This is a genomic window from Aquiflexum gelatinilyticum (assembly GCF_024813435.1).
GTDB classification, from domain to species: Bacteria; Bacteroidota; Bacteroidia; order Cytophagales; family Cyclobacteriaceae; genus Cognataquiflexum; species Cognataquiflexum gelatinilyticum.
The window spans coordinates 973230-991377 of record NZ_JANAEZ010000001.1 but is presented as its reverse complement, the minus strand read 5'-3'; the positions used below and the strand labels follow the sequence as shown (position 1 = coordinate 991377).

15 protein-coding genes are annotated in these 18148 nt (G+C 39.5%); 9 read left to right on the top strand and 6 right to left on the bottom strand.

The genetic code is table 11. The features are described from left to right. Positions 1-3 precede the first annotated feature (3 nt). Complete coding sequence (locus NK987_RS04165) at positions 4-1122, top strand: glycoside hydrolase family 16 protein (RefSeq protein WP_259262836.1); 1119 nt, start codon at positions 4-6, stop codon at positions 1120-1122. A 44-nt stretch (positions 1123-1166) separates the two neighbouring features. Here the strand turns inward: NK987_RS04165 and menD are convergent, their stop codons facing one another. The 3 genes from menD to NK987_RS04150 are packed head-to-tail and all read right to left on the bottom strand — an operon-like array spanning position 1167 to position 4472. Next, positions 1167-2843, bottom strand: a complete 1677-nt coding sequence (gene menD, locus NK987_RS04160; protein WP_259262835.1) for a 2-succinyl-5-enolpyruvyl-6-hydroxy-3-cyclohexene-1-carboxylic-acid synthase — start codon at positions 2841-2843, stop codon at positions 1167-1169. 8 nt (positions 2844-2851) lie between these two features. After that, a complete protein-coding gene (locus tag NK987_RS04155; protein WP_259262834.1) occupies positions 2852-4048 on the bottom strand; it encodes a chorismate-binding protein in 1197 nt (398 codons plus the stop codon). A 1-nt stretch (position 4049) separates the two neighbouring features. Then, positions 4050-4472, bottom strand: a complete 423-nt coding sequence (locus tag NK987_RS04150; RefSeq protein WP_258421617.1) for a hotdog fold thioesterase — start codon at positions 4470-4472, stop codon at positions 4050-4052. Between the two features lie 53 nt (positions 4473-4525). Between NK987_RS04150 and NK987_RS04145 the strand changes: the two genes are divergently transcribed. Further along, positions 4526-5143, top strand: coding sequence for a histidine phosphatase family protein (locus NK987_RS04145; RefSeq protein WP_259262833.1), 618 nt, complete (start codon positions 4526-4528; stop codon positions 5141-5143). On the opposite strand, the gene NK987_RS04140 is transcribed toward NK987_RS04145, so the two are convergent. The 3 genes from NK987_RS04140 to NK987_RS04130 form a co-directional block, all read right to left on the bottom strand. Beyond that, entirely contained in the window at positions 5133-5555 is a 423-nt protein-coding gene (locus tag NK987_RS04140; RefSeq protein WP_258421619.1) for a hypothetical protein, read from the bottom strand. The genes NK987_RS04145 and NK987_RS04140 overlap by 11 nt on opposite strands. A gap of 108 nt (positions 5556-5663) precedes the next feature. Continuing rightward, positions 5664-6428, bottom strand: coding sequence for a zinc ribbon domain-containing protein (locus NK987_RS04135; RefSeq protein ID WP_259262832.1), 765 nt, complete (start codon positions 6426-6428; stop codon positions 5664-5666). Positions 6429-6431: 3 nt separating this feature from the next. After that, complete coding sequence (locus NK987_RS04130) at positions 6432-7532, bottom strand: Nif3-like dinuclear metal center hexameric protein (RefSeq protein WP_259262831.1); 1101 nt, start codon at positions 7530-7532, stop codon at positions 6432-6434. Positions 7533-7574: 42 nt separating this feature from the next. On the opposite strand from NK987_RS04130, the gene lpxK reads away from it, so the two are divergent. The 7 genes from lpxK to NK987_RS04095 all read left to right on the top strand — a co-directional run bounded on the left by lpxK (position 7575) and on the right by NK987_RS04095 (position 18147). After that, positions 7575-8630, top strand: coding sequence for a tetraacyldisaccharide 4'-kinase (lpxK, locus tag NK987_RS04125; protein WP_259262830.1), 1056 nt, complete (start codon positions 7575-7577; stop codon positions 8628-8630). Next, complete coding sequence (locus NK987_RS04120) at positions 8620-10581, top strand: putative porin (RefSeq protein WP_259262829.1); 1962 nt, start codon at positions 8620-8622, stop codon at positions 10579-10581. The genes lpxK and NK987_RS04120 overlap by 11 nt, the downstream gene beginning before the upstream one ends. 32 nt (positions 10582-10613) lie before the next feature. Beyond that, a complete protein-coding gene (locus tag NK987_RS04115) occupies positions 10614-11195 on the top strand; it encodes a MiaE family protein (protein ID WP_259262828.1) in 582 nt (193 codons plus the stop codon). A gap of 134 nt (positions 11196-11329) precedes the next feature. Further along, positions 11330-12574, top strand: a complete 1245-nt coding sequence (locus tag NK987_RS04110; RefSeq protein ID WP_259262827.1) for an ABC transporter permease — start codon at positions 11330-11332, stop codon at positions 12572-12574. A 13-nt stretch (positions 12575-12587) separates the two neighbouring features. Continuing rightward, complete coding sequence (locus NK987_RS04105) at positions 12588-14273, top strand: GMC oxidoreductase (protein ID WP_259262826.1); 1686 nt, start codon at positions 12588-12590, stop codon at positions 14271-14273. A 374-nt stretch (positions 14274-14647) separates the two neighbouring features. After that, positions 14648-15889, top strand: coding sequence for a PepSY-associated TM helix domain-containing protein (locus tag NK987_RS04100; RefSeq protein ID WP_259262825.1), 1242 nt, complete (start codon positions 14648-14650; stop codon positions 15887-15889). A 224-nt stretch (positions 15890-16113) separates the two neighbouring features. Continuing rightward, on the top strand, positions 16114-18147 hold the full coding sequence (locus tag NK987_RS04095) for a transglutaminase family protein (RefSeq protein ID WP_259262824.1): 2034 nt from the start codon (positions 16114-16116) through the stop codon (positions 18145-18147). Position 18148 lies beyond the last annotated feature (1 nt).

Sequence of the window (18148 nt, the reverse complement as noted above, 5' to 3'; positions counted from 1 at the left end):
ATAATGGCAAAAGTCAAATTGATCTATCTTCTGTTTTTAGCTGTATTTGCATCAGCTTCTTGTTCGCAGGAAGAAGTAGACCAACAGGTGTTGCTTCCAAGTAATCTGCAGGTAACGGTTGAAAAAACCGGTAAAGGTGCTGTGAAGATTGATTTTCAGGCAGTTGATGCTAACTTTTATAAAGTAAGCTATGGTCTTCCAAATCAAGTGCCTGAGAGGGTAGTAGGTACATCTGTAGTATATAATTATAATGCCGAAGGAACCTATACGATCAGGGTGCAAGCTCATTCCACAGAATCGGATTTTATTTCTTCGACTAAAAGTGTGGAAATCACAGGTGCGGAACTTGGAGGGGAGATTCCATTGACAGGATTTGAAAGTCCGCTGACCTATAACGGCTACAATCTGGTCTGGAACGATGAATTTGGAGGTTCAAGCCTTTCTTCAGACTGGGTGTTTGAAATCGGAGATGGATGTCCAAATCTTTGTGGATGGGGAAACAATGAGCTTGAATATTATAGGCAGGAAAACGCTGAAGTGAGAGATGGATACCTTATCATCAAAGCAAAACAGGAAAATTTTGGAAGCAGAAACTATACTTCCTCCAGAATCAAAACCCAAGGTAAAAAATCATTTACTTATGGTAGGATAGATGTCAGGGCTGCTTTGCCAAAAGGACAGGGGATTTGGCCTGCAATCTGGATGCTTGGTGATAATATCACGACTGTCAATTGGCCTGCTTGCGGTGAAATAGATATCATGGAGCTGATTGGTGGTAATGCTGATGGTAGGGATAATACCATTCATGGCACCGTTCACTGGGACAATAATGGAAACTATGCCCAATTTGGCGGAAGTAAGAAAAAAAGCTCTGGCATATTCAACGGTGAGTTTCATGTCTTTTCCATTATTTGGGATAAAAACAAAATTGTCTGGTTGTTGGACAATGTTCCATATCACGAAATAGACATTACTCCTGCTGCATTGGATGAATTTAGAAAACCTTTCTTTTTATTGCTCAATGTAGCAGTAGGGGGTAACTGGCCCGGAAATCCTAACGGGACCACGGCATTTCCACAACAGATGGTAGTGGATTACGTCAGGGTGTTCCAAGAAAATTAGAAATTTATAAGAACATAAAAACCGGAATTTCTTCCGGTTTTTTTTTAAAATAACTCGTTGATTTTAGATTTAACCCATTTTAGGATTTCCGCATTTTTAGAGCTTTCGGATTGGATTTCAAGGATTTTTGGGCTGTCAGATTTGGTATAGAAATCAACGAGACCAATTTTAAGGCTTTCCACGTTTGTTGAAATGTGATACCCAAATCCAAATTCATGTGCCAGACTTTTCCCATCCAACTTCTGATTGGTTTCAAAATATTCCTCTAATTCGGGTTGCTTGGAAGGTCCTTCAATTAGCCTGAATATTCCCCCGGCATGGTTGTTCAATAAAATGATTCGGAGATTGGAGATGCGGTAATTATGCCAAAAAGCATTGCGGTCATAAAAGAATGCCATATCTCCCGTCACAAGGGTAACAAATTCCTCCACGGCAAATGCACATCCAACCGCTGTGCTGTTGCTGCCATCTATGCCGCTTGTGCCTCTGTTGCAAAATATTTCATGTTCTCTCTTTCCGAAAAAGTTGACATACCTGACAGCCATGCTATTGGCAAGGTGGATTTTGGATGATGGTGGAATTGCTTTTAGGCAAGTTGAAATTGCTCGATATTCTCCAAATTCTGCATTTTCCAATATGTTGTCAAAATTTTCCTGAACCGTGTTTTCCAATTTTTTCCAGGAAGAAACAAAACTGAATTCGGATTTTAAGGTTTGATTCATCAAATTCAAAACCTCCAAAATCTGACAATGGATTATTTTGGTCAAACCCCTGTAGGTGTCAGGAACATAGCCTGCAGGTTGAATGTGCCAATGTTCAGCTTTTGAGTTTCTTAGAAAAACCTTTAAATTTTTGGATATGATTGATTTGCCAAAAGTCAAGACCATATCAGGACTCAACAGCTGATTGAGATTCCCAATTCCGATAAAATGATCATGATAATTGATAGTATCATCGGATTGCATATTGGAAATGGTATCAGCTATTACTACGGCTTTACCATTCCTCATCAATTTATCTAAGATATTTTGAATCGCAGCATCAGGCTTTTGCTGGCCTAGCACAATCAGGATTTTTGTGAAAGTTGAAAGCGATGAAACCAAATCCTGTTTATCTTTTTCTGACAAGTTAGCTTTTGAAAAAACGGGCTCTATGATTCTTGGAGTTTTCGAAAAATCAAAAGATTCGGAGTTTTCAGGATAAAAAGGTTCACGTAAAGGGATATTGATGTGCACCGGTCCGGCTGGAAATTGATTTGAAAGATTGATGGCTTCATTCATTATCCTATTTGCATGCCAAACCTTGTCAGGATGCCCAAATTCATCGGGAAACTGAAAGAATCCCTTTACATGCTTCCCATAAATCTCATTTTGTCGGATCGTCTGACCGTCCCACTGATCAATCCACTCAGGTGGTCGATCTGCAGTGATGATAATTAATGGGACATGTTGAAAAAAGGCTTCAGCGATGGCCGGAGCATAGTTGTATGCAGCAGAACCTGAGGTACATACCAAAACAACAGGTTGCTCTAATTGCTGGGCCATGCCAAGGGCGATGAAAGCTGCTGATCTTTCATCTGAGATGGTTTTGCAATTGATATCTGGATGTCTGGAAAAGGATAGGGTGATGGGGGCGCATCTTGATCCCGGGGAAAGGATTGCGTTTTTGATACCCTTTAATGCGCAAACAGAAGCGATATCAATGATGGGCTGAAGGACCAATTTTTTGTTCAGTTAAGGTGTTTTGCAATGATGTCACATTTCATTTCTGTTTCTTCCCACTCATTTTCTGGAATCGAGTCTTCAGTCACTCCAGCACCGGCATACAGTATGGCATTTCCTTGTACCAGCCTGGCTGTCCTAAGATTGACATAAATGGAAGTTTCTTCCTCTACGTTGACAGGACCAATGAATCCTGCATAGAACGACCTGTTGAAAGGTTCGTTTTTATGAAGAAATTCTAGTGCTTTATGTCTTGGCATGCCGCAGACAGCTGAGGTAGGATGCAGAAGTTGAAGCATCACAGAGCCAAGTTGAGGAAAATTTGTCGATTTCATATTGACTTTAAAATCCGACCGTAAGTGAAGGAGATTTCCTGCAAGGACGGTTTTTGGCCCATGTTCATCATATTCCCTCAGCCGGATTTTTTTGAAGCAATCTACTATGTACCTGCTTACTAGTGCCTGTTCCTCAATTTCCTTTTGTGTCCAAGCTGCTGATTTGAGTGGATTTTCTCCATGGGCTTTTTGGGTACCTGCTAGGGACATGGTATAGAATTCATCACCTTGGGTTTGGATCAAAATTTCAGGTGAAGCACCTATCCATGTTCCTACCTCAGGGATATGGAAGAAATTGACAAAAGCATTTGGGTAGGACCTTACAAGTAGGTTGAATGACTTAATCAAATCAAATTCAGGATTCAATTTGATTTTTTTGATCCTGGCAGGGACAATTTTGTGAAGCTTGCCGTCTTCTATGGATCGGATTCCTTTTTCAACCAGATCCATGAAGTCATCTTTGCTTGTTTCCTGAAAAACTTCATTTTGAGCCCCTATGGCTGTTATTATTTTCCTGATTTTTCTTTTCAAATCAGGAATTGGAGAGGAAAACCCAACTTCCTCCAAAGCCCCGCTTTGCTCCTCGAATGGAATGGAAATATCGATTTTGAAATAGGAATCAGCTTCCAAAAAATAAGCTTTTTGATCTAATTGGTCCTCGAATGGATGCACGATAAACCCTGCCGGCAAATCTTCTAGTTGGGGAGACACTCTTTTTGTTATTCCTGATTTATCAATCAAAATTTGGATAAAAGAGGATTTTGGCTTCCTCCAAATAGCTATTTGGTTGCCTTCTTCCATATTTTTGGAAAGGAGACTGACGAGATAGTGCTCCAGATTTTTAAGATGGGTATCTAAAATTATATCCATTTCATCTTTTGTCAATGACGGCCATGGTGATTCTGCTGATACATGAAAGATCTCCTTGGTCTGTATAAATTTTCACTTCCCAAACTTGGGTTTTTTTTCCAAGATGGATAGGTTTGGTTATACCGGTAACGGAACCTTCTTTTACGGATTTGAGGTGATTTGCATTGATTTCCAATCCTACACAATATTGCTTCGTAGTATCGATGGTAAGTGTTGCCGCCACACTTCCCAGGGTTTCTGCCAGTACTACATTGGCTCCTCCATGTAACAGTCCAAGGGGCTGTTTGGTTTTAGCGTTGACAGGCATTGTGGCTTCGAGGTAATCTTCTCCTATTTTTGTAAAATTGATATCCAAAAAATCCGTCATCGTATTTTCTCCCCAACTGTTGAGAACTTCAAGGCTAATGTTTGGTTCAAATATCATGTAATCCGGGATAAAAGTTTTTTCTTTGGACTCAGAAACAAAAATAAGTAATCTTGCTAACTAAAAAAATCTACCTTGTCCGCCATGGACAAACTGATTATAATCTCAAAGGTGTAGTTCAGGGAAGCGGAATTGATGCGCCATTGAATTGGAATGGCCACAAACAGGCTCAAGCTTTTTTTGACTTTTACAAAGATGTCCCTTTTGAGAAGGTTTTTTATACAGGTTTACAGCGGACTAAGCAATCTGTTCAGGGCTTTATTGATTTGGGAATACCACATGAGGCTGTTCCCCAGCTTAATGAAATATCTTGGGGAAGATATGAGGGTGTGCCTATGACTCATGAAGAAAATCATTATTACACAGACATGCTTGAAAGGTGGGCTTCAGGAGATTTGGATTTTGCTATTGAGGGAGGTGAGAGTCCAAATTTAGTGGCAAAAAGATTGGAAAAAGGAATCAAATATATTCTTTCCCAGCCGGAGAAAACAATACTTATCTGCATGCATGGAAGGGCAATGCGCGTTTTGTTGAGTTTGCTGCTAGGTTATGACTTAAAGTATATGGATGTATTTCTACATCAAAACCTTGGTCTTTATCTTTTGCACCAAAATGAAATGGGATTATTCAGGATCGAAAAATACAACAGTGCCGATCACCTTATGGTGTAGGGGTTGCTTTAAGTGCTTTATTGGATTTTTTGAGTTTAAGCATCCTGTCCTCGTATGAAGACAACATTGTGGAATAAGCAGTTTTGCTTTCATCGAGATCGATGATCTGTACTGCTATTTCGCTTAGTGGGGATATCCTTTTGTCATTAACCCTGATGAATAAATCACCAAGCTGTTTTTTATCTATTCCGTCATATGGGATTTTGACCATTATGGCAGCATCAGAATTGCCATTATATGCTTTGGTGGAGAAAAGGTGCATCAGGCTAAGCTCAATAAAATCTGTGGAGGTTTTGTTGGCTTTTAATTCTGCTTTATCAAAAATAAGTAAGAAAGTCTTTCCTTCGGGGTTTTTGGAAAAACCCGAAAAGGTCAAAAAACACAGAAAAGCGATAATAATTCCTTTTTTCACAGAAGCAAACTATAAAAATTATAACTTCTTTGCAACCCCAAAAAAATCTTTAATCGAATATTTTGTATAATCAAAAAAGCCCGAATAAATCGGGCTTTTTTTATGATTTTATGCTCTACTTCTTTTTTTCTTCAAGCCTTCTTCTTCGATCTCATCTTCAACACCGGCAAAAACCCTACCGCAATGTTCGCAGACAATGATTTTTTTCTTTTCTCTGATATCAGCTTGTCTTTGTGGAGGCACTACATTGAAGCAGCCACCACATGCACCTCTTTTTACCATTACTACTGCCAAACCATTTTTGGCATTAGTGCGGATCTTAGTGTAAGATTTTACAAGTCTATCTTCAATTTTCTTGATAGCCTTCTCTCTTTCACTTTTTAATTTGGACTCATCATTTTCGCTTTCGGAAACAATGGTACCCAATTCATCCTTTTTGTTGTTGAGGTCTTTTTGTCTCTCTTTCAAAATTTCCTGAAGTTCATTCACCTCACTGTTTTTGAATTCGATTTTGGCTTGTGCCTCTCCGATTTTCTTCTTGGAGACCTGGATTTCCAAATCCTGCAATTCAAGTTCCTTGGTAATGGCGTCATATTCACGGTTGTTTCTGACGTTCATTTGCTGTTCCTGATACTTCTTGATGAGTTTCTCGGATTCCTTGATGTTATCTTTGAATCTTTTGATATCCTCCTCCAGAGCTACAGTATCCGTATGGAATTTTTGTAATCTGGTTTCGTATCCTGCTATTTCATCTTCAAGGTCTTGGACTTCTTCGGGGAGTGCTCCTCTTACTTTAAAAATCGAATCAAGTCTGGAATCTATTTTCTGAAGGTTTAGTAAGGCTTCAAGCTTCTGTGCAACTGTACTTTCCATTTACTACAGATAAGTTATGGGATTTGTGATGACTTTTGTCAAATAGAGTGCAATATTAGTAAATTTTTGCGACAATACATCCCTGAGTAATTCTTTTGTATAAATTTCACTTTCATAATGACCGATGTCGCAAATAATGATCTGATTTTCAGCATCAAAGAATTCATGGTATTTGATATCTGAAGTAATAAATATATCAGCACCGGATTTTTTGGCATCAGGAAGCAAAAAAATCCCGGCCCCACCACAGACAGCAACTTTCCTGATTTTTTTTCCAAGAAGGGAGGTATGCTTGATTGTACCAAGATTCATCTTTTCTTTTAACATTTTCAAGAAAGCCATTTCATCCATAGATTCTTCCAATTCAGCGACCATCCCTGCACCGATTTCTTGATTTTCATTTTCTAGTTTTTGGAAATAATAGGCTACTTCTTCATAGGGATGTGATTCGCGTAGCGCATGGAGTACTTTTTTTTCCAGGTAACTTGGCAATAGGACTTCAATCCTTGTTTCGGGTTCCCGATGAGCGGATTCTGGAATCCCCTTATGTGGATTGGCTTGTGAAGATGGCGTAAAAGTGCCGGTGCCATCTGACAGAAAACTGCAGCCAGAATATTCCCCTATTTTGCCTGCACCTGCATCGAACAAGGCCTTTAATACTTTTTCTGAAGCTTCATGTGGCACAAAAGTCACTAGCTTAGAAAGGAGATCTTTCTTTGGTTGTAAAATGCGGGTATTGGTCAAACCGATGACCTCACAAATTTTTTTATTTACTCCGTGGGAAACATGATCAAGATTAGTGTGAATGGCATAAATTGCAATATCGTTTTTGATTGCTTTGATGACCGTCTTTTCGACATAATTCCTTCCAGTCAAACTTTTTAATCCTTTGAAAACTATGGGATGATGTGCCACAATCAGGTTGCATCCAAGAGAAATTGCTTCTTCCACCACCTCTTCAGTGGCATCGAGTGAGCAAAGTACACCTTTGAGGGTATCGTGCGGATTTCCTGTGATCAGTTGGGCGTTGTCATAAGATTCTTGATAGGATGGTGGAGCAATTTTCTCCAGATAAGAAACAATATCCTTGATCTTGTAAACCATATTTTTTGTTTTACTTTGTCCAAAACTAAGGAAAAATAGCCAATGCGCTGGTATGAACCATTTCTTTATCCTTTCTCCTTGTTATATGACGGCATCACCCGATACCGCAATGACATGTTTGACACACAGAAAAAGAAAAGTACTGAATTTTTGATCCCAACGGTGGTAGTTGGAAACCTGAACCTTGGTGGATCAGGAAAAACTCCCATGGTGGAATTTTTGATTGAATACTTAAGGGACAAATACCGATTGGCCACTTTGAGCCGGGGATATGGGCGAAAGACCAAGGGGTTTTTATTGGCCGAACCAAAACTTGGACCAACAGACATTGGGGATGAGCCTTTCCAAATTTATTCCAAATTCGGCAAAGATGTTACAGTGGCAGTTGGGGAAGAAAGGGTACTGGCTATCCCACAGATTATTTTCCATAGACCTAAAACGGAATTGATATTGTTGGATGATGCCTTTCAGCACCGATATGTGAAGGCAGATTTTAATATTCTGTTGACAACCTTCCAAAATCCATTTTTTAAGGATAAAGTATTGCCTTTGGGCACGTTGAGAGAAAATGCCAAAGGCGCAAAAAGAGCTGACATTATCATTGTAACCAAATGTCCAGCATCACTTTCTGGTACCGAAAAATCTTTTTTTGAAGCAGGGATCAGGAAATATTCCGAAGCTCCCGTTCTTTTTGCGGGGATAAAATATGGAAATCCTGAGCCATTGTTTCATACAGGTGCAAAAACAAAAAAGAAGGTTATTCTTGTTTCTGGAATTGCAAATGACAGTCTGTTCAAAGAAGCTGCAGGAAAAAAATTTGAAGTGGTAGAAACAATAACTTTTGCAGACCATCATCGGTATACATTAGCTGATGTTCTAAGAATTCTTGAAATGGTCAAAAACAATGGTGAAGCTATGGTGTTGACCACCGAAAAAGACGCTGTCAAACTTAAAGATGCGTCTTTTCATGAATATTTGGTGGAAATTCCGATTTTTGCCTTGCCTATCAAAGTTGATCTGAAAGAATCCGATAGCCAATACCTGATTGAGCGCATCACCAAAACTGTCAAGGACAAAGCCTATATCCGTGAGATTTAAAATTATTCTGTTTCTTTTTTTATTTTCCGGTATTTGGAATTTAAGCCTTCAGGCGCAGGTCAGGCCGAGGATTCCTCAGACGGGTAACCCAACGGGTTTTCCGCCTCAACAAAATCAGGAAGGAGAACAAGAGCAAAAAGAGGAATCCCAAGGCAGGAAAAAGCTGATCGATGACAGTACCAAAATGGTTTTTGGACCAAAGACCAGTCTTTATTTTTTAGAAAAGGATGTCAAGAGAAACCGAATCAGAAAAATTGAAGGGGATACCTCTTTGTATAACTTCCACTATTTTGAACCAATACCAAAGTCAAAGTGGATGTATCAGGATCTTGGAAATGTAGGAAGCGCAGCAAAGCCGATTTTTTACCAAGTACCGGAAATGATAGGGACGACTTCGGGGTTTGAGGTATATGACCCCTATTATTTTGGTCCTGACAGCATGCGGTATTACGATACCAAGTCGCCTTACACGCAGATGAATGCTTTTTTTGGTGGTGGAAACAGAAATATGCTAGACCTGGTTTTTGCGAGAAATGTCAATCCACGGTGGAACATCGGCTTTAATTTTAAGACCATAAGGGCTAGAAAAACCCTTAACCCCAATGCAAGAGATGATAATTTGACTGAGCAAAATGCCTATGCCCTTCATACCAATTACAGATCTGAGGATGGGAAATATTTCCTTATGGGGAGTTTTTCAAGAATGAGGCACCTGGTCAATGAACAGGGAGGCATAATTTCTCCTGACATCGATTCCACTTCTTTACTTTTTGCCTATGAAGATGCTAAGGTATGGTTGAGAGATTCCCGAGCCATTGATTTGCGGCAGGATTATCACCTGTACCATGAGTACGAACTAATCAAAGGTTGGCAGATTTACCATGTTTTTGATAGGAGGAAACAAGAGGTTTCATTCTTTTCGCCTTTGGCTACCTCCTCTGATTCTGCTTTTTTTAATTTAATTTCTCCAATTAGGATTTTGGATAAGGACACTACTTACAATAGAAACAAATTTACGGATTGGAGAAATGAATTTGGGTTTAAGGGCGATTTAGGACCGGTTTATTATAATACCTTTGTAAAATTCAGAAGTGGCAGGATGATATCTCCAGATTTTGTCGAACAGGGATCATTCAGTGAATTTTTTATCGGAGGAGCGCTTCGTGGAGATATCAGTGAAAAATGGCGGTTTGAGGCTGAAGGAGAATATGCATTGCCGGACGCGTTCAGGGTAAAAGGCACTTTTGTATCTCCCTATTTGGAGGCAACTTATACCAAAGCTCTTTACAAGCCTACCGCCGTGCAGCAATTTTATGTAGGAAACCATCACCAATGGGAGAATAATTTTGACAATATTGGAGTTGACCAAATCCAAGGTGTATTGAAGGCTGACTTTAAGAGTCTTTCTCTCCGGCCAAATATCACCTTGAACAGAATTAACAATTATGTTTTTATAAATAACCAACAAGTGGCAACCCAAGCATCAGGAGAAGCTTTTATGGTAATTCCTGGACTGAAGTTTTCTGCAAATCTCAATAAAAAATTGTTTGTGGAAGCCGAAGCTTATTACACCCTTATTACGGGAGATGGAAAAGACAATTTCAGAATACCTGAAGTATTGGTCAATTCCAGGCTCTTTTATGAAAGTCCCATGTTTGATGAGAATATATTCGTTCAGATTGGGTTGGAGGGCAGATATAGGAGCGATAACCTTGCTGACTTCTACAATCCTGCTATTCAGCAATTTCATATACAAAATGTATTCAATGTCTTTGCCTATCCGGTTGTGGATTTTTTCTTGAATGCAAGAATCAACAGAACAAGAGTATTGCTGAGAATGAACCATATCAATATGAATATGATGGATCAGCCGGGGTATTTCGTGACCCCATATTTCACAGGCTTGAGAAGGACCTTGGATATCGGTATCAGTTGGCCTTTATTTGATTGATGATGAATTGGGAAGAAAGCACCAAACAAAAAATGCTGCATTTACAGCTGCCCACAGACCCTAGGTGGGTGAATATAGCCGAAATGAATATTGGTGATATTTTGGTTGACCATGCCTATTGCGAGCAAAAAGCTGCTTCGTCTTGCATTTCTCTCATTGTGAATTTTCACGGTTTCACCGACTTGGTGGATACCTTGACACCTGTAGTAGCAGAAGAATGGAGCCATTTTGAAAGGGTTATGGAACAACTCAGAAAGAGAGGGATTCCATTTGACAAACCTCGCAAAGACGAATACGTAATCAAACTCAGTCAGTTTGTGAGAAAAGGTGGAAGCAAAGTGATGCAACTGACTGAATATTTATTGATGAATGCACTGATTGAGGCAAGAAGCTGTGAAAGGTTTAAGCTGCTTTCCAAAGAAATCAAAGATGAGGAACTCAAAAAGTTCTATTATGAACTGATGGTATCGGAAGCGGGTCACTATGTCAATTTTATTGAATTGGCGAGAAAGTACCAAGACGCCGATAAAGTCAATGCGAGGTGGAAAGAATGGTTGGAATATGAAGCAGAAGTTATCAAAAACCTCGAAATCAGGGGAGATAGGATGCATTAGAATCCCGAAACTTGGGAGAAAGGATTTTTAACAGAAATTATTTTCAGTTTGGGTCTGTTTTTTTCATCATTATGATTATTATTAAAATTGCAATTCAAAAAAAATTATTGAAATTGTTCTAATTCGTACAAATCATGAATCTGGTCGAAAATATTAAAGAAGCTCTAAGGTCTGTCAAAGTAAATCTTTTGAGAACAGTCCTGACAGGAACCATCATCGCTATAGGTATTATGTCTTTGGTGGGAATGTTGACAGCAATAGATGGTATCAAGGCGCAGATAGAAGATAGTTTTTCCGGTTTGGGAGCCAATAATTTTGATATCAGGTCTAAAGGCTTTTCCGGAGGGAGAGGTGTGCAACAAGGCGTTTCTGAAAAAAATTATCCAATAGTAAGATACAAAGAGGCTTTGAGTTTTCAGGATGCGTTCAACTCAACAGGACCTTCCACTGTTTTTTCAACCGTTTCAGGTGCTGCCGAAGTTAAAAGAGGATCAAAAAAGACCAATCCCAATGTCAGGGTTACAGGAGTGGATGATCTTTATTTTAATATGAAGGCTTTAAAAATTGAAAAAGGAAGAAACTTCAGCAACACTGAAGTTAGATATGGTAATAATGTCTGCATCATCGGATTGGATATTGTTGAAACCCTATTTGAAAAAAATGAAAATCCTTTAAATGATTACATTACAGTTTTTGGAAGGAGATATACAGTGGTTGGAATATTGGAAAAGCAAGGAAGTGTAGGAGGTGGTTCCGGTGCAGACAGGGCGATTTTTATTCCTGTTGAAAACGCAAGTAAACTGGACGCAAATGGAACTTTTCGTTTTTCTATTACGGCAAGTGGTTCTGATCCTTTGAAACTTGAATACGAAATGGGACAAGCTACAGGAATGATGAGAAAAATCCGTCAGGACAGGGTTGGACAGGAAGATTCCTTCGAATTGGTAAAAAGCCAATCTGTTGGTGAAAGTTTGGAGGAAGTCGCGGGATATCTTAGAATTGGAGGATTTGGAATTGGTTTTATCACCTTGCTTGGTGCGTCAATTGGTTTGATGAATATCATGTTGGTCTCCGTTACCGAAAGGACGAGGGAGATCGGAATCCGAAAAGCTCTTGGTGCTACACCGCTGAGGATCAGACAGCAATTCCTGATTGAGGCTATTGTTATCTGTATTTTGGGTGGAATATTGGGTGTAATTATTGGAATCGGCATTGGAAATGTCGTAGCTAATTTTATCGGACCGGGAGGGTTTTTGATCCCATGGCTTTGGATCTTTGTTTCATTTGGTATTTGTATTTTCGTTGGATTGGCATCAGGTTATTTCCCGGCTAGAAAAGCAAGTAAACTTGATCCCATAGAATCACTCCGTTACGAATAATTTTTGAAGGGGTATGGAAAACACATTTGATGCAATTGTCATAGGTTCTGGAATAAGTGGTGGTTGGGCTGCAAAGGAACTCTGTGAAAAAGGCCTTAAAACCCTTGTGCTCGAAAGAGGAAGAAATGTAGAGCACAAAAAAGATTATCCTACCATGACTTCGGCGCCGTGGGAAATGCCTCACCGCAATCAGATTCCTTTGGCGGATAAACTGGAAAATCCCGTTGTCAATAAATGTTACGCTTATAAAGAAGATACAGCCCATTTTTTTGTAAAAGATACAGAGCATCCTTACATCCAAGAGAAGCCTTTTGACTGGGTTAGGGGTTATCAAGTTGGGGGAAAATCCCTGATTTGGGCGCGTCAGACCCAAAGGTGGAGCAAATATGATTTTGAGGGTCCTGGCCGAGATGGTTTTGCGGTGGATTGGCCGATCCGGTACGATGACATAGATCCATGGTATAGTTATGTGGAGCGTTTTGTGGGGATCAGCGGTAACAAAGACGGAGTCGACACTTTACCTGATGGGGAATTTTTGCCCCCTTGGGAAATGAACTGTGTGGAAAAGGAAATCAGAGACAAAATAGTGGCTGAATTCAAAGACCGACATGTCATGATCGGGCGATGTGCCCATTTGACCAAACCCCAAGAGCAACATCTCAAGCAGGGAAGGGGACAATGCATGGCGCGCAACCAATGTTACCGGGGTTGTCCGTTTGGTGCCTATTTCAGTTCCAACTCAGCCACTTTACCGGCAGCCGCTGCCACCGGAAATCTTACTTTAAGGCCGGATTCTGTGGTGCATTCCATCATTTATGATGATCAGAAAGGGAAAGTCACCGGTGTCAGGATAGTGGACAGGAATACCAAAGAAGTGAGTGAGTATTTTGCCAAAGTCATCTTTTTGAACGCCGCAGCACTGAATTCCAACCTGATCCTACTCAATAGCAAATCGGCAAGATTTCCAAATGGGTTAGGCAATGACAATGGTTTACTTGGCAAATACGTTGCTTTTCATAATTATAGGGGCAACATATCCGCTTCCTACGAAGGCCATGAGGATTCTTTTTATTTTGGAAGAAGACCTACGGCTGTCATGATGCCTAATTTTAGGAATGTGAAGGCACAGGAAATGGACTTTCTTCGTGGTTACATGACTTTTTATACTGCCGGAAGAGGTGGTTGGGGCGGGGCAGGAGATGTACCATTTGGTGAAGAATTCAAAGAGAAGAATTCAGTTCCGGGTCCATGGGGTGTTTTTATGATGATGCAGGGGGAAACTATACCCAAGGAAACCAATTTTGTCAGCCTGAGCGATACAGAGAAGGATGAATGGGATATACCTCTTCTGAAAATAAAAGTCGATTACGATGAGAATGATGAAAAGATCCTGCGGGACTTTTTTGAACAGGGAACAGCAATGCTAGAAAAAGCAGGTTGTAAAAATATCCGGACTTCAGATTCCATGCAGGCACCCGGTCTTGACATCCATGAAATGGGAGGAGTAAGAATGGGAAAAGATCCCGAAACATCCCTGCTAAATGGCTGGAATCAGATGCACCTCTGCAAAAACGTATTTGTAACCGACGGTGCCTGTATGACATCCACCGGGACCCAAAATCCTTCCATAACCTACATGGCTTTGACGGCCCGTGCGGTAGATTATGCTGTAAAAAGTCTAAAGGATGGTTTGCTTTAATCAGTTGAAGAAGGATAAGGATTTTGTGTTTCAGGCATTATTTTGCATTGGCTGATACCCTATTGTTTGAAATCTAAATTAAAGAAACAATCTTCCCTTTTTTGGGTGAAAACCCTTTTCTCCACTTTACATTTTTACTTCCAATTCCAATAGTAATCGGGACCGTAGACATCGCATTTTTATTACGCAGTCTGATTACAAGTCATCACCCTTTTCGAAAATCCTGAAAATTGTTGAAGATAAATTTTTTTCTCAGTATTCTTTTTTAGATTTAATCTAAATAGATATCTTTGTGTCGGTGTTGATTTTGAATAAACCCTTGATATCAGGATTCAATACCCATTTGATTTTAACACCGATAAATGTTGTTGACAATGACAAATTCCAATAAACCTAAATCCACCTGGGAAAAGACGAGAAAGTTTTTCAATGACATCCACCTTTGGGCTGGACTTATCAGTGGGCTTGTTTTGGTAGTGGTATGTTTCACAGGTACTGTTTATGTATATAATACTGAAATCAGGGAATCTGCTGCCAAACATCTTTATCAGGTTTCACCAGAAAAGGGAGCAGCAAGACTAGGATTAACTTTCATTTTGGAAAGCACCGCAAAGCAGGTTGAAGGCGAAGTCATTTCTGTTACTGTTCCTTTTGAAGCAAATAGGTCAGTGCAGATCAATGTCAAAAAGGAGGGAGACCAAAGCCGTTCGGGTACAACTTATTTTGTGAATCCATACACAGGAGCAATTTTGGGGAATAATTCAGAACCCACTTGGGCGGATAATTTGATGAAGGACTTGTTCAGCCTTCACAGGTGGCTGATGTTGGACAGGATCGAAAAGCCTTTGATAGGCGAACTTCCCAATAGAAATCTTGGGAGCTATATCACAGGTACAGCAACCATTCTTTTTACCATTGGAGTGATTACAGGGATGATTATCTGGTTTCCAAGAAAGATCAAAAACTGGAAACAGGGATTGAAAATTAAAACTGGGAATTGGAAAAGAACAAACCATGACCTGCATAATTCACTTGCTTTCTACTCGATCATTTTCTTGTTTATGATGGGTGCGACAGGTCCATTTTGGTCATTTCCATGGTATAGGGAGGCTTTACAGAGATCACTTGGGACTTACAAAGAACAGCCAACTGAAAACCGTTCTGGTAATGTAAGTACAAAAATGGATTCAGACGGAGAACAATCAGAGGCTTTAGTACCTTTAGATCTTGAAAAAATTGTTCAGGTATCAGACAAAGTCCTTGACTATGAGGGAAGTTATAGAATATCCTTTCCACAAAAACCTGAAGACCTGATCAGTATAAGTAAGTATAAAGTTGGTTTTTTTGCTCCCGCAGCAGCTGACAAAATTCAAATGAAGTCTGATTTGGAAATTGATGAAGTTCAGATATTTAAGGGAAAGCCCTTTAATGAAAGAATTTCTTCCTCGATTAAATCAATCCATATCGGGGACGTCTATGGGTCATTTTCCAAAATCCTCTACTTTTTAGCCTGCTTGGTAGCTACCAGCCTTCCTTTTACCGGCACATTGATATGGATCAATAAAATGAAAAAGAAGAAAAAAACTTCCCGTACAGCAAAAGAGGTCTTGGCATAAGGTTGATTGGCGGGTAAAATTTTTTTTAAGCATGAATCAAAAGCACTATATAATCTCAGAAATCTGAAAATTATCATAGAATGTAATGACTCCTCCTATGAATTAAAAATTATCAGATTATAAATCAATCAGTTATAATTGAGGATCAAAAAATACCCTGTTCTGGGTATTTTTTGTGAACTAGTATGTTTCTAGTTTTCATAGCATATAAATCACCCCATGCTATGAAAAAACTAAGATTTACCTTTTTGGTAATTTTTCTGTCCATGACAGTGTTCAATTCTTTTGCTACTATAAATGAAGGATTGAAGTTTGGTAAAATCCCTGATGAATTAGTAACCATGAAAGTATATGAAGCCGATCCTGATGCAGAGGCGGTCGTGCTTTCCGATATTGGTGATACAAAAATTGCTTTTTCGGCAGGGGCAGGTTTTCAGATTACTTACAGGCTTCATAAAGTAATTAAAATACTGACAAAAGGAGGAGTTTCCTACGGGGATTTCCAGATTCCCTACTATTCCATTCCAGGAAGGACGGACTTGGTTGGTGGTATTAAAGGGTTTGTTTACAATGAATCCAATGGTAGCATTGTCAAGGAAAAAATAGGGAAAGACCATGTGTTTGAAGAGGAGGTTTCCAAAACCTACCGTATCAAAAAAATATCAGCACCTAACATCAAAGAAGGTTCTGTAGTGGAGATTTCTTATGAAATCACATCGGATTTGTTCAGCTATTTGAGAGAATGGGAATTTCAAAACGAAATCCCGACAAGATGGAGTGAATATTCTTTGGAATATCCAGAGTATTTTTCTTTTAGTCAAAGTGCTCAAGGATTTGAGCAATATGCCATCAACGAGCAATCTGAAGGAACAGGAAGTGCAAACTGGTCTGAAACTGAAAGATCCGGAGGAAGGGTTGCACAAAGTACAACCACCAATAATTCAGTCAATTTTTCGACAAAGAAATACCATTGGGCGATCCAAAATGCGCCTGCACTCCGTCCTGAACCCTATATCGACAACCCCCAAAGCTATTCGACCAAAATTGAGTTCCAACTCCAATACTTACAGTTTCCAAACAGTCAGAGACAGACTTTTTCGGGTAGTTGGAATACCATGTCTGAAGAACTGCTCAAAGATCCTGAATTCGGAAAATACCTTGAACGCAATAAGTTCGTCCAGGAAATCGTCCCACAGTTGATCTCCGCAGAGCAAAGTGAACAAGAAAAGCTGATTGCAATTTCGGACCATTTGACCAAAATGGTGAAGTGGAACGGAAGTTATAGCATTTATCCGACTCAATCCTTAGAGAAGGTTTATAATGGAGGGAAGGGAAATTTGGCAGACATGAATTTTTTGTTGATCGCGTTTTTGAGAGAAGCGGGCTTTGACTGTCATCCGGTCGTAGGTTCTACAAGGGGAAGCGGTTTCGTGAACCCCGGAAACCCAGTCATGTACAAGTTAAATTATTTGAGTGCTTTGGTAAAAACCGCTGACAAAGAATTTTTAATGGATATTTCAGACCCTTCTTTACCATTTGGATTTTTGCCCATTAATGGGATGAATTTTAGAGGATGGGCAGTAATCCCCAATAATGCTTCCCGTTGGGTAGACATTTTTAATACCATTCCAACTACCGAGACAGCGATGATTACTGCCAAAATGGAGGATGACCACATGCTATCATCCATTCAAAAAACTACCAAAGGTTATCAATCTTCCCTTATAAAAAACAAAATCAAATCAACAGGCGAGGATAAATACAAGCAAGAAATTACCGATGAATTTACAGGCGGTGAATTGATCTCGATCCAGTTTGAAAATCTTGATGCCAAAGAAAAAGGTATTGTCGAAAAGTATGAAATCAAAACCAACGAAGGAGTGGTCCTTTCAGGTGACAATATTTACCTCAATCTTTTTGAAAACAGTTATCTCTACGAAAACCCCTTTAAACTGGACAATAGGGTTTTTCCCATTGATTTTATCTATCCTCAAAAAAGACAGGTGATTTTGAATTTTGATATTCCGGAAGGCTATGCTGTGGAGGAAATGCCACAATCTATCATGACCCAATTCAATGAAAAGGCTATTGTTTATTCCTTTAGGACAGCCCCACCTTCAAATGGAAGAATCACCATTATGCTGAGTTATCAGGTAAATGAAACATTATTCAAAGCAGAAGAATATCAAAATCTTAAGGAGTTTTTTGACCTGATAGCCAATAAGCAGAAGGAAGCAATCGTCCTTAAAAAGATCTAGG